We start from the raw sequence: 13,131 nt of genomic DNA on the forward strand, positions 1-13,131 counted from the left end.
TTTTGGAGGAAATCATTGCTGCTTTTTAGGCTGGTCACGACGATGACCAATATTCGAAAAGACGTTGAACACTTCACCCAAGCCGTAGATGGCACCGAGGATGATAGCCATCACTACTGGCACCATGATTACCGCGAATACCAGACTTTTCAACAACTCTAACATGGTTTTCTCCAGATCTTGTGAACGGCTTATTCTACCCTGAAAAGTAAGAAAAACATCCCCTTTTGTGCGGTGCGCTTTCCGCCCCCGGACATTTGGGTCACAATAACCTTTTTGCCGGGACATTGTTATGCAGGCCGAAATTCTCCTCACCCTACGACTTCAGCAGAAGCTTTTCGCCGATCCGCGACGCATCGCCCTGTTAAAACAAATAGAACAAACTGGCTCGATTAGCCAGGGAGCCAAAAACGCCGGCATCAGCTATAAAAGCGCCTGGGATGCGATTAACGACATGAACACCCTAAGCGAACAAACGCTGGTAGAGCGCGCCACCGGCGGAAAAGGCGGCGGCGGCGCCGTGTTGACGCGTTACGGGCAACGCCTGATCCAGCTCTATGACTTACTGGCGCAGATCCAGCAAAAAGCATTTGATGTGCTGAGCGATGACGACAACCTGCCGCTGGACAGCCTGCTGGGCGCCATCTCCCGTTTCTCTTTGCAGACCAGCGCCCGCAACCAATGGTTTGGTACGGTGACGGGGCGCGATCATTCGCAGGTGCAGGAGCATATTGAGATCCTGCTCGCGGACGGCACAACGCGCCTGAAAGCCGCCATCACCGCGCAAAGCGGTCAACGCCTCGGGCTGAACGAAGATCAGGAAGTGCTGGTATTACTCAAAGCGCCCTGGATCAGCATCACGCTTAACCCTGAGCAGGCCGCCGAGGCCGACAACCAGCTACGCGGGCGTATCAGCCACATCGAGCGCGGCGCAGAACAGTGTGAAGTGCTGATGACCCTGCCGGATGGACAGTCGCTCTGCGCCACCGTTCCGGTGAACGACGCGACCGAATTAGATGAAGGTGCTGTGGTGACCGCATATTTCAATGCAGACCGGGTAATTATCGCCACATTGTGCTAAGCGCATTGACAACCCCACCAACACTGAGTATCCCTGACATCTGTTGCTGCAAAAAATGGGATAACACATGTCATCATTGCATATTTCGCAAGGCACGTTTCGTCTTAGCGATACCCGTACCTTATTGTTGCCAGAATTAACCTTACGCGCCGGAGAAAGCTGGGCGTTTGTGGGCACGAACGGCAGCGGAAAATCGGCGCTGGCCCGCGCCCTGTCGGGTGAATTAACCCAGCTGAAGGGTGAGCGTCAGTGCACCTTTACCCGGCTGACGCGCCTTTCCTTTGAACAGCTGCAAAAGCTGGTCAGCGATGAGTGGCAGCGTAACAATACCGATTTGCTCAGCCCCGGCGAAGAAGATACCGGCCGCACGACGGCGGACATTATCCAGGATGAGATAAAAGATCCTGCCCGCTGTCAGCAGCTGGCGGAGCAATTTGGCATTACCGCCCTGCTTAACCGCCGCTTTAAATATCTCTCTACCGGCGAGACGCGCAAAACGCTGCTGTGTCAGGCGCTGATGAGCGAGCCGGAACTCCTGATTCTGGATGAACCGTTTGACGGACTGGATGTGCAGTCCCGTGCGCAGCTGGCAGCGTTGCTGGCGTCGCTTAACCAGCAGGGATACACCCTTGTGCTGGTCCTTAACCGCTTTGATGAGATCCCGGATTTCGTACATTACGCGGGCGTGCTGGCGGACTGTAGCCTGACCGAAACCGGCGAGAAAACCGTACTGCTCCGGCAGGCGCTAATTGCACAGCTGGCCCACAGCGAGAAACTGGACGGTATTGCGCTGCCGGAGCCGGATGCCCCTTCGGCACGCCACGGGCTGGATCCTGACCAGCCGCGCATTGTGCTGCGCGATGGGGTGGTTGCTTACGACGATCGCCCTATTCTTTATCATCTCAGCTGGACGGTTAATCCTGGTGAGCACTGGCAGATCGTCGGCCCCAACGGGGCGGGTAAATCCACGCTGCTAAGCCTGATCACTGGCGATCACCCGCAGGGTTACAGCAACGATTTGACCCTCTTCGGCCGCCGCCGCGGCAGCGGGGAAACCATCTGGGATATCAAAAAGCATATCGGTTATGTCAGCAGCAGCCTGCATCTGGACTACCGGGTGAGCACTACGGTGCGAAACGTGATCCTCTCTGGCTTCTTCGACTCCATTGGTATTTATCAGGCGGTATCCGACAAGCAGCACAAGCTGGCGCAGCAGTGGCTGGATATTCTGGGTATGGACAACCGGGTAGCCGATGCGCCATTCCACAGCCTGTCGTGGGGGCAGCAGCGGCTGGCATTGATCGTCCGCGCGCTGGTTAAGCATCCTACTCTGCTGATTCTTGATGAACCGTTGCAGGGGCTGGATCCCCTCAACCGTCAGCTGATCCGCCGCTTTGTGGATGTCCTGATTAGCGAAGGTGAAACCCAGCTGCTGTTTGTCTCCCACCATGCTGAGGATGCCCCATCCTGCATCACCCATCGGCTGGAATTTGTGTCTGACGGCGAGCATTACCGCTACCTGCTGAGCAAAATCGATTAACGCGTGGAGGGCGCTGCCCTCCGCTTTTCAGACAACCTGCAACAATACATCTCTATCTCTTTGATCTACAATGCACTCAGTCTGTGAAAAAGCGCCTGTGAAAACCAGTGTAAACGATACCACTATTTTATCCCATGTCACACTTTTCGCGTCTCTGATATGCTATGGTTAATTCATACCATAAGCCTAATGGAGCGAAATATGCGAGTTCTGGTAACAGGTGGTAGCGGTTACATAGGAAGTCATACCTGCGTACAACTTCTGCAAAGCGGCCACGATGTCGTCATTCTTGATAACCTGTGCAACAGTAAGCGCAGCGTGCTGCCGGTCATTGAACGCCTTGCGGGTAAACAGCCGACTTTCGTGGAAGGCGATATCCGCAATGAAGCATTGATGACTGAAATCCTTCACGATCACGCGATTGAAACCGTTATCCACTTCGCGGGCCTGAAAGCGGTGGGCGAATCGGTAGCAAAACCGCTTGAGTACTACGACAACAACGTCAACGGTACCCTGCGTCTAATCTCCGCCATGCGTGCGGCGAACGTTAAAAACTTTATCTTCAGCTCTTCCGCGACCGTCTACGGCGATCAGCCAAAAATTCCTTACGTTGAAAGCTTCCCGACCGGTACGCCGCAAAGCCCGTATGGCAAAAGCAAGCTGATGGTAGAGCAGATCCTGACCGACCTGCAAAAAGCCCAGCCTGAGTGGAGCATCGCGCTGCTGCGCTACTTCAACCCGGTTGGCGCGCATCCGTCAGGCGACATGGGTGAAGATCCGCAGGGCATTCCAAATAACCTGATGCCGTATATCGCGCAGGTTGCCGTAGGGCGTCGCGACTCCCTGGCGATTTTTGGTAACGATTATCCCACCGAAGACGGCACCGGCGTGCGCGATTACATTCACGTGATGGATCTGGCCGACGGCCACGTGGCGGCGATGCAGCAGCTGGCGGATAAACCGGGCGTGCATATTTACAACCTCGGCGCCGGCGTCGGCAGCAGCGTGCTGGATGTGGTGAATGCCTTCAGTAAAGCCTGCGGCAAGCCAGTGAAGTATCACTTCGCGCCGCGTCGTGATGGCGACCTCCCGGCTTACTGGGCCGATGCCACCAAAGCGGATAAAGAGCTTAACTGGCGTGTTACCCGCACGCTTGATGAAATGGCACAGGATACCTGGCACTGGCAGTCACGCCATCCGCAGGGTTATCCGGATTAAGGATTTGTCATGACACAATTCAATCCCGTCGATCACCCGCATCGTCGTTTTAACCCGCTCAGCGGGCAATGGATTTTAGTTTCACCGCATCGCGCCAAGCGCCCCTGGCAGGGGGCGCAAGAGACGCCTGCCAAACAGACGCTGCCGCAGCACGATCCGGACTGCTTCCTCTGTCCGGGCAACACGCGCGTGACGGGCGATACAAACCCGAACTACAAGGGCACCTTCGTTTTCACTAACGATTTTGCGGCGCTGATGACCGACACGCCGGACGCGCCGGAAAACCACGACCCGCTGATGCGCTGTGAAAGCGCCCGCGGCACCAGCCGCGTGATCTGCTTCTCTCCCGATCACAGCAAAACGCTGCCGGAGCTGAGCGTTGAGGCGCTGAAAGAGGTGGTCAGCACCTGGCAGGCGCAAACGGCGGAGCTGGGCCAGACCTATCCGTGGGTGCAGGTATTTGAAAATAAAGGCGCGGCGATGGGCTGCTCTAACCCGCATCCGCACGGCCAGATCTGGGCGAACAGCTTCCTGCCGAACGAAGCCGAACGTGAAGACCGGCTGCAAAAAGCCTATTTCGCCCAGAACGGTTCGCCGATGCTGGTGGATTACACCCAGCGTGAACTGGCGGACGGCAGCCGCACTGTGGTGGAAACCGAGCACTGGCTTGCGGTAGTCCCTTACTGGGCGGCGTGGCCGTTTGAAACGCTGCTGCTGCCAAAGGCCCATGTTCAGCGTATTACGGACCTCAGCGACGCCCAGCGAGACGACCTTGCCCTGGCGCTGAAAAAACTGACCAGCCGCTACGACAACCTGTTCCAGTGTTCCTTCCCCTACTCCATGGGCTGGCACGGTGCGCCGTTTAACGGCGAAGAGAATCAACACTGGCAGTTACATGCACACTTCTATCCGCCGCTGCTGCGTTCTGCGACGGTACGTAAATTCATGGTGGGCTATGAAATGCTGGCGGAAACCCAGCGCGACCTGACGGCGGAACAGGCGGCAGAACGCCTGCGTGCCGTTAGCGACGTCCATTACCGCGAATCAGGAGTTTAAAAATGAGTCTGAAAGATAAAACACAATCCCTGTTTGCTGAAAAATTTGGCTACCCTGCCACCCATATTATCCAGGCGCCAGGCCGCGTTAATCTGATCGGCGAGCACACCGACTATAACGACGGTTTTGTCCTGCCGTGTGCCATCGACTACCAGACGGTGATCGCCTGCACGAAACGTTCAGATCGTAACGTGCGAGTGATCGCCGCGGATTACGGCAACGAAATTGACGAATTTTCCCTTGATGCGCCGATCGTGACCCACGACAGCCAGCAGTGGTCGAACTATGTTCGCGGCGTGGTGAAGCATCTTCTGAAGCGTAACAAGAATTTCGGCGGGGCCGATCTGGTGATCAGCGGCAACGTGCCGCAGGGGGCGGGATTAAGCTCTTCCGCATCGCTGGAAGTGGCGGTCGGCACCGTGTTCCAGCAGCTTTATCATCTGCCGCTGGACGGGGCGCAGATCGCCCTCAACGGTCAGGAAGCGGAAAACCAGTTCGTGGGCTGCAACTGCGGCATTATGGATCAGCTGATTTCCGCGCTGGGCAAGAAAGAACATGCTTTGCTGATTGACTGCCGTTCTCTCGGAACCAAAGCGGTTCCGCTGCCAAAAGGTGCGGCTGTGGTGATCATCAACAGCAACTTCAAACGCACCCTGGTGGGGAGCGAGTACAACACCCGCCGCGAGCAGTGTGAAACCGGCGCGCGCTTCTTCCAGCAGCCAGCCCTGCGTGATGTCTCACTTGACGAATTTAACAAGGTTGCCCACGAACTGGATCCGGTTGTCATGAAGCGCGTGCGTCACGTGCTGACGGAAAATGCCCGTACCGTAGAAGCCGCCTCCGCGCTGGCGAAAGGTGACCTGAAACGGATGGGCGAGCTGATGGCCGAATCGCATGCCTCCATGCGCGACGATTTCGAAATCACCGTGCCACAAATCGACACCCTGGTTGAAATTGTGAAAGCCACGATTGGCGACAAAGGCGGCGTGCGTATGACCGGGGGTGGATTTGGCGGCTGTGTCGTCGCCCTGGTGCCGGAAGAGCTGGTCCCTGCCATTCAGGACGCGGTGGCTAAGCAGTACGAAGCCAAAACGGGCATCAAAGAAACTTTCTATGTCTGCAAAGCATCACAAGGAGCCGGACAGTGCTAAACGAAACACCTACTCTCGCACCGGATGGTCTGCCGTATCGCCTGTTGACCCTGCGCAACAGCGCCGGGATGGTGGTTACGCTGATGGACTGGGGCGCAACGTTACTTTCTGCCCGCGTACCAATGCCTGACGGCAGCGTGCGCGAAACCCTGCTCGGCTGCGCATCGCCCGAGCAGTATATCGAGCAGACCGCTTTTCTGGGCGCATCCATAGGCCGCTACGCCAACCGCATCGCCAGAAGCCGGTTTACGCTGGACGGCGTAACCTATTCCCTGCTTGCCAGCCAGGGTGAAAATCAGCTGCACGGCGGCCCGGAAGGGTTTGATAAACGTCGCTGGAAGATTGTGCAGCAAAATGACGGTGAGGTCTGGTTCTCTCTGGACTCCCTCGACGGAGACCAGGGCTTCCCGGGCAATCTCACCGCAACCGCACGCTTTACCCTGACCGAAGATAATCGTATCGCCATTGAGTACCGCGCGATCGTCGACAAGCCGTGCCCGGTCAACCTGACTAACCACGCCTATTTCAACCTTGACGGCAATCAGACCGATGTCCGCAGCCACAAACTCCAGATCCTGGCGGACGCGTATCTGCCGGTCGATGAGATGGGGATCCCTTATCAGGGGCTGAAACCGGTAAGCGGTAATAGCTTTGATTTCCGTCAGCCGAAAACCATCGCCCAGGATTTCCTGAGTGATGACGATCAGCGCAAGGTGAAAGGCTACGACCACGCTTTCCTGTTGCAGGCGAAAGGCGATCTTTCTCAACCTGCCGCACAGGTCTGGTCTGCGGATGAGAAGTTACAGATGACGGTCTACACCACCGCCCCTGCCCTGCAGTTCTACTCCGGTAACTACCTGGAGGGGACCACGGCGCGTGAACATAATGACTACGCCGCCTGGCAAGGTCTGGCGCTGGAGAGCGAGTTCCTGCCGGACAGTCCTAACCATCCTGAATGGCCGCAGCCTGACTGTGTGCTGCGTCCGGGTGAAGAGTACGTAAGCGTCACAGAGTATCATTTCATTCCGCGCGCATAATGTCCGGCGGCGCTACGCGTGCACGGGCCTACGAATGTAGGCCGGATAAGCGAAGCGCCATCCGGCAAAAAGCCTGGCCCTCACCGCGAGGGCTTTTTTCCGCTCAGCTTGCTGAAAATAGCGGCGATCGCAGACAAAATCATAACCCTGGATTCACATGCATCTTACACTCTCGAACTATTTTCGCTATGGTTAGGGTTAAGCGTTGCTGCTGGCACAGTCACGGCAATATAATGAGAATTGTTATCATTCAAAATGCTTGAGGAGTAAGAAATGGCTAATACTAAGCTTGTCCTGGTGCGCCACGGCGAAAGCCAGTGGAACAACGAAAACCGCTTCACCGGTTGGTATGACGTTGATCTGTCTGAGAAAGGCGTGAGCGAAGCAAAAGCGGCAGGTAAGCTGCTGAAAGAAGAAGGCTTCACCTTTGACTTTGCTTACACCTCTGTGCTGAAACGTGCCATCCATACCCTGTGGAACATTCTGGACGAGCTGGATCAGGCCTGGCTGCCGGTTGAGAAATCCTGGAAACTGAACGAGCGTCACTACGGTGCGCTGCAAGGTCTGAACAAAGCAGAAACCGCAGAAAAATACGGTGACGAGCAGGTTAAACAGTGGCGTCGTGGTTTTGCGGTCACGCCTCCAGAGCTGAGCAAAGATGACGAGCGCTACCCGGGCCACGATCCGCGTTACGCGAAGCTGACTGAGGCTGAACTGCCGCAGACCGAAAGCCTGGCGCTGACCATCGACCGCGTTGTGCCTTACTGGAACGAAACCATTCTGCCACGCCTGAAAAGCGGCGAGCGCGTCATTATCGCTGCTCACGGTAACTCCCTGCGTGCGCTGGTGAAATACCTGGACAACATGGGTGAAGATGAAATCCTCGAGCTGAACATCCCTACCGGCGTGCCGCTGGTGTACGAGTTCGACGAAAACTTCAAGCCAGTTAAACATTACTACCTGGGTAACGCCGACGAAATCGCTGCAAAAGCGGCGGCCGTGGCGAACCAGGGTAAAGCGAAGTAATTTCGCCGGACATAAAAAAAGCGTGGAGCAATCCACGCTTTTTTATTGCCCGCGATAAACTTAACCGCGACGCGCTTTTACCGCATCCGCCAGCTGACGCAGGATCGCATCGGTATCATCCCAGCCAATGCAGGCATCCGTCACGCTCTTACCGTAGACCAGCGGCTCGCTGCCCTCCAGGTTCTGATTGCCTTCCACCAGATGGCTCTCAATCATCACCCCAATCACTGCGCGTTCACCGTTGGCGATTTGCTGACAAACGTCTGCACCAACTTCCATCTGCTTTTTGAACTGTTTGCTTGAGTTCGCATGGCTGAAATCGATCATGATCTGCGGCGCCAGTCCCGCTTTCTCCAGACCCGCCTTCACTTCCGCCACGTGTTTTGCGCTGTAGTTAGGCTCTTTACCGCCGCGCAGAATGATATGGCAATCGCCATTACCGCTGGTATTCACGATAGCCGAGTGGCCCCACTTAGTCACCGACAGGAAGCAGTGCGGCGCGCCAGCCGCATTGATGGCATCAATAGCGACTTTGATGGTGCCATCAGTGCCGTTTTTGAAACCCACCGGGCATGACAGGCCAGACGCCAGCTCACGGTGAACCTGCGATTCAGTCGTACGCGCACCAATAGCGCCCCAGCTCATCAGGTCAGCCAGATACTGCGGGGTGATCATATCGAGGAATTCTCCGGCTGCAGGCAGCCCGCTGTCGTTAATCTCCAGCAGCAGCTTACGCGCAATACGCAGGCCGTCGTTGATCTGGAAACTGTTGTCCATGTGCGGATCGTTGATCAACCCTTTCCAGCCCACGGTGGTACGCGGTTTTTCGAAATAAACGCGCATCACAATTTCCAGTTCGCCCTTCAGCTCTTCGCGCAGGGTGAGCAGACGTGACGCGTACTCTTTGGCCGCAGCAGGATCGTGAATGGAGCACGGTCCGATGACCACCAGAAGACGATCGTCGCTACCTTTCAGGATCTTGTGGATCGCCTTGCGGGCATGAGACACCGTGTTGGCGGCATTTTCGGTGGCGGGGAATTTTTCAAGGAGCGCTACGGGAGGTAATAACTCATTGATCTCTTTAATGCGTAAATCGTCGTTCTGATAATTCATCTTCTTTCCGGCTCTGCCATATCTTTAGTAATGAAAGCAATGCTTTCAATCTAACTTGTCGGTCACGAAGTGTAAACGGGCTTTTACACTTCGCGCAGATAATTCCTGGAATTCGCCTAAAATACGCAACAAAATAGCGAAAAATGAGATCTCGCCTAAGCTTTTTACTTGTAACGACTGTTTTTAGATATTTATACGCGATTCCATCCTGACATAATTCAGGAATCTGGGATCTTTCGCCACTGAACAAGATGCACTGTTGGAGAATGTTATCCAGCGTAACGATAAGAACAGGAGCACCATGATGAAAATGACGAAACTGACTACGCTTTTCCTGACGGCAACCCTTACCCTGGCAAGCGGTAGCGTACTGGCAGCCGATACAGGCTCCTCCGGCAGCAACGGCGACGCGAATGCCGCTGCCGAAGCGGGCCAGGTTGCGCCGGATGCAAAACAGAATATCGCGCCAAATAATGTTGATAACAGTAATATCAACACGGGCAATACCAACACCGGCGGTACGAATACCGGCACGATGAACCATGACGGTATGAGCACTGACGAAGTTCACAAAAACTCAATGTGTAAAGACGGGAAATGCCCGGACCCGAATGACAAAGTGGGCAGCGATGCCAATACCAAAACGGACGGTACTACCCAGTAATCTTCCGTAAGGTAAAAGAGGGAGAGCGAATGCTCTCCTTTTTTATTTAAGCTCTTAAAAACGCTACACTAAAAATAATAATAAATCAGGAACGATACCATGGCGCACTCCCACTCCCATTCCCACTCCACTGGCGATGAAAATGCCAAACGGCTTCTGCTGGCTTTTGGCGTCACTGCCACCTTTATGATTATTGAGGTGACAGGCGGACTGATCTCCGGATCGCTGGCGCTGCTGGCCGATGCCGGGCATATGCTGACCGACGCTGCCGCGCTCCTGTTTGCTCTGCTGGCCGTGCAGTTTGCCCGTCGCCCTCCCAATGCCCGCCACACCTTTGGCTGGCTCAGACTGACCACACTTGCTGCGTTCGTGAATGCGATTGCACTGGTGGTTATTACCATTCTTATCGTCTGGGAGGCGTTTCAGCGCTTTCGTCATCCACAACCGGTAGCCGGAACGACGATGATGGTGATTGCTATTGCCGGGTTGGTCGCCAATATTCTGGCATTCTGGATATTGCACCGCGGCAGCAGCGAAAAAAATCTGAACGTACGGGCCGCGGCGCTTCACGTGCTGGGCGATCTGCTGGGTTCCGTAGGTGCCATCGTCGCCGCGCTGATCATTATGGGTACGGGCTGGACCCCCATCGACCCGATTCTTTCCGTGCTGGTATCGTGCCTTGTATTACGCAGTGCCTGGCGGCTGTTGAAAGAGAGCGTGAATGAACTGCTGGAAGGCGCTCCCACGTCGCTGGATATTGGCGAGCTAAAACGCAATCTGTGTCGTTCCATTCCTGAAGTCCGTAACGTTCACCACGTTCACGTCTGGCTGGTGGGTGAGAAACCGCTTATGACGCTGCACGTTCAGGTTATTCCGCCCCACGATCACGATGCGTTGCTTGAACGTATTCGGCACTTCCTTGAGCATCACTACGAAATTGCGCACTCCACCATCCAGATGGAGTATCAGCCCTGTAACGGGCCAGACTGTCACCTGAACGAGGCGCAGTCCGGCCACTCACACGAGCATCATCATTAGCGGGAAAGCGCGCGAGAGCCACGCTCACGCGCGCTGTTGATCCACATGCGGCTACCGTTCAGGGCAATGACGGTCAGCAGCATATACTCCAGCGACATGGCATAAACGCCCTGACGGGCAAAAATCACCACGCTAATCACGTTGATGACCACCCACAGCAGCCAGTTTTCAACGTATTTACGGGTCATCAGGATCATTGCGGCAATCGACAGCACCATCATGCAGGAATCCCAGAACGGGAAGGCATCAGGCTGAAGCTCAGGCATCGTCACGTTTAATCCCAGACCCGACATGACCGAGACCGCCACGCGCGTCAGGAAGGCAAATACCGGGTCAATAAAGACGGTCATAAAGCCGATTGCCACCACGCAGGCCGCGAGCCAGGCAATGGCTTTTGGCAACGGCAGCCAGCGGATTTGCAGCTCCGCCTCCTGCTGACTGTTTTGCCGCGACCAGGCGTACCAGCCATAGATATTGGCCGCGAAGAAGAACAGCTGCAGAAGCAGGCTGGCGTAGAGCTGGATCTGGAAGAAGATGATCGCAAACAGCGTGACGTTTATCAGCCCGAACGCATAGTTACTGATCTTCTCAAGGCTGGCCAGCCAGATACAGAGTAAACCGGCCAGCGTACCTACCGCTTCAATCCACGACAGGTCATAGCCGCCCGCACCAATCGGGATATGAACCAGGATGTTCTGTGTGCTAAAAAAATCCATTTTTTCTCCGGGGCGTAATAAGTTAAGTACGTAGTGTAGCCGCAAAATCCAGCATACGGTTAAGCGGAATTAACGCGCCTTCGCGCAGGGCGGCGTCTACGTGGATCTCATGCGCTGCGCCACCGATCTCCAGCCCCTCCGCTATCGCCTTAAGTCCATTCATCGCCATCCACGGGCAGTGCGCGCAGCTTCGACAGGTCGCCCCTTCTCCGGCGGTTGGCGCTTCGAGCAGCTCTTTTTCTGGTACGGCCTGCTGCATTTTATAGAAGATACCGCGATCGGTCGCCACGATGAGCTGCTTGTGCGGCAGGGTTTTTGCCGCGTTTATCAACTGGCTGGTTGAGCCGACGGCGTCCGCCATCTCAACAATCGACTGCGGCGACTCCGGATGCACCAGAATTGCGGCCTGCGGGTATAAGCGTTTCATCCTGGTCAGTGCCTGGGTCTTAAACTCGTCGTGAACGATACAGGCGCCCTGCCAGCACAGTACATCCGCACCGGTCTGTTTTTGTACGTAGTTTCCCAGGTGACGATCGGGCGCCCAGATGATTTTCTCCCCCAGGCTGTCCAGATGTTCAATCAGCTCAACGGCAATACTGGACGTTACTACCCAGTCTGCCCGGGCTTTCACCGCCGCAGACGTATTGGCATAGACCACCACGGTACGGTCAGGGTGGGCATCACAGAAGGCGGTGAACTCATCAATCGGGCAACCGAGGTCAAGAGAACATTCGGCATTCAGCGTAGGCATCAGAATCGTTTTTTCCGGGTTGAGGATTTTTGCCGTTTCACCCATAAAACGAACCCCCGCGACCAGCAGCGTGGAGGCTGAATGCTTAGCACCGAAACGCGCCATCTCCAGGGAGTCTGAGATACAGCCACCCGTCTCTTCCGCCAGCTGCTGAATTTCCGGGTCGGTGTAGTAATGCGCCACCATCACCGCATCACGCTCTTTAAGGAGGCGCTTGATTTTTTCACGATAGAACTGCTTCTCATCCCGGCTTAGCGGAGCTGGCTTCGGCGGGAAGGGATAGATTGCGGTTTCGGGATCAAACATCACACTCATTATGGCTTCTCGTTTTACTGGCTTAACAATATTGCCTTTGTTTTGCATGCGCTAACAAAAATGAGGCAATGGTGTTTTATATACTAAACAAGATAGCGAATTTGAGGGGGAATGTCATCGGGAATTGATGCCGGTAGCATTTGTCGGCTGGTGGCTTCGCCTTACCCGACCAACAAGGTACTGGCGAAAGAAAGATAGCAAAAAGGCGCCTTTAGGGCGCCTTTCTACACTGGTGGGCCGTGCAGGATGACTCGGCTTCGCCTCGCCCTTCGGGCCGTTGCTAAAGCAACGTTATCCTTCACGTGTAATATCTGAGTAAGACATTAAAATTGGTGGGTCGTGCAGGATTCGAACCTGCGACCAATTGATTAAAAGTCAACTGCTCTACCAACTGAGCTAACGACCCCTTGCGGGATGTACTTCAA

13 protein-coding genes and 1 tRNA gene are annotated in these 13,131 nt (G+C 55.3%); 9 read left to right on the plus strand and 5 right to left on the minus strand.

Annotated features, from left to right (window positions below):
* Nucleotides 1-12: 12 nt before the first annotated feature.
* Nucleotides 13-165, minus strand: a complete 153-nt coding sequence (locus L350_RS12960) for an AcrZ family multidrug efflux pump-associated protein (RefSeq protein ID WP_003858549.1) — start codon at nt 163-165, stop codon at nt 13-15.
* Nucleotides 166-292: 127 nt separating this feature from the next.
* Here L350_RS12960 and modE point away from each other — a divergent pair, with 127 nt between their 5' ends.
* The 7 genes from modE to gpmA all read left to right on the plus strand — a co-directional run bounded on the left by modE (nt 293) and on the right by gpmA (nt 8,109).
* Nucleotides 293-1,081, plus strand: a complete 789-nt coding sequence (gene modE, locus L350_RS12955) for a molybdenum-dependent transcriptional regulator (RefSeq protein ID WP_032624638.1) — start codon at nt 293-295, stop codon at nt 1,079-1,081.
* 67 nt (nt 1,082-1,148) lie between these two features.
* Nucleotides 1,149-2,621 carry a molybdate ABC transporter ATP-binding protein ModF gene (gene modF, locus L350_RS12950; RefSeq protein ID WP_032624639.1) on the plus strand — a complete coding sequence of 491 codons (1,473 nt, stop codon included), beginning with the start codon at nt 1,149-1,151 and terminating at the stop codon, nt 2,619-2,621.
* Nucleotides 2,622-2,822: 201 nt separating this feature from the next.
* Nucleotides 2,823-3,839: a UDP-glucose 4-epimerase GalE gene (gene galE / locus L350_RS12945; RefSeq protein WP_022647482.1), complete on the plus strand. Its 1,017-nt coding sequence runs from the start codon at nt 2,823-2,825 to the stop codon at nt 3,837-3,839.
* A gap of 9 nt (nt 3,840-3,848) precedes the next feature.
* Nucleotides 3,849-4,895 carry a galactose-1-phosphate uridylyltransferase gene (gene galT / locus L350_RS12940; protein WP_032624641.1) on the plus strand — a complete coding sequence of 349 codons (1,047 nt, stop codon included), beginning with the start codon at nt 3,849-3,851 and terminating at the stop codon, nt 4,893-4,895.
* A 2-nt stretch (nt 4,896-4,897) separates the two neighbouring features.
* Entirely contained in the window at nt 4,898-6,046 is a 1,149-nt protein-coding gene (galK, locus tag L350_RS12935; protein WP_032624642.1) for a galactokinase, read from the plus strand.
* A complete protein-coding gene (galM, locus tag L350_RS12930; RefSeq protein WP_032624643.1) occupies nt 6,040-7,083 on the plus strand; it encodes a galactose-1-epimerase in 1,044 nt (347 codons plus the stop codon). Before galK ends, galM begins: the two co-directional genes overlap by 7 nt.
* A gap of 273 nt (nt 7,084-7,356) precedes the next feature.
* Nucleotides 7,357-8,109 carry a 2,3-diphosphoglycerate-dependent phosphoglycerate mutase gene (gene gpmA / locus L350_RS12925; protein WP_003858562.1) on the plus strand — a complete coding sequence of 251 codons (753 nt, stop codon included), beginning with the start codon at nt 7,357-7,359 and terminating at the stop codon, nt 8,107-8,109.
* A 60-nt stretch (nt 8,110-8,169) separates the two neighbouring features.
* On the opposite strand, the gene aroG is transcribed toward gpmA, so the two are convergent.
* Nucleotides 8,170-9,222, minus strand: coding sequence for a 3-deoxy-7-phosphoheptulonate synthase AroG (gene aroG, locus L350_RS12920; RefSeq protein WP_022647478.1), 1,053 nt, complete (start codon nt 9,220-9,222; stop codon nt 8,170-8,172).
* Between the two features lie 304 nt (nt 9,223-9,526).
* Here aroG and L350_RS12915 point away from each other — a divergent pair, with 304 nt between their 5' ends.
* The gene (locus tag L350_RS12915; protein WP_022647477.1) at nt 9,527-9,886 is read left to right on the plus strand and encodes a protein YbgS; all 360 of its coding nucleotides are present in this window, start codon (nt 9,527-9,529) and stop codon (nt 9,884-9,886) included.
* A 99-nt stretch (nt 9,887-9,985) separates the two neighbouring features.
* Nucleotides 9,986-10,924: a CDF family zinc transporter ZitB gene (zitB, locus tag L350_RS12910; RefSeq protein ID WP_022647476.1), complete on the plus strand. Its 939-nt coding sequence runs from the start codon at nt 9,986-9,988 to the stop codon at nt 10,922-10,924.
* On the opposite strand, the gene pnuC is transcribed toward zitB, so the two are convergent.
* The 3 genes from pnuC to L350_RS12895 all read right to left on the minus strand — a co-directional run bounded on the left by pnuC (nt 10,921) and on the right by L350_RS12895 (nt 13,112).
* On the minus strand, nt 10,921-11,640 hold the full coding sequence (gene pnuC, locus L350_RS12905) for a nicotinamide riboside transporter PnuC (protein WP_022647475.1): 720 nt from the start codon (nt 11,638-11,640) through the stop codon (nt 10,921-10,923). The genes zitB and pnuC overlap by 4 nt on opposite strands.
* A 22-nt stretch (nt 11,641-11,662) precedes the next feature.
* Entirely contained in the window at nt 11,663-12,706 is a 1,044-nt protein-coding gene (gene nadA, locus L350_RS12900) for a quinolinate synthase NadA (protein WP_023299618.1), read from the minus strand.
* A 330-nt stretch (nt 12,707-13,036) separates the two neighbouring features.
* A tRNA-Lys gene (locus tag L350_RS12895) sits at nt 13,037-13,112 on the minus strand.
* Nucleotides 13,113-13,131: the final 19 nt, after the last annotated feature.

This window comes from Enterobacter sp. MGH 4, from assembly GCF_000534735.1.
GTDB classification, from domain to species: domain Bacteria; phylum Pseudomonadota; class Gammaproteobacteria; order Enterobacterales; family Enterobacteriaceae; genus Enterobacter; species Enterobacter intestinihominis.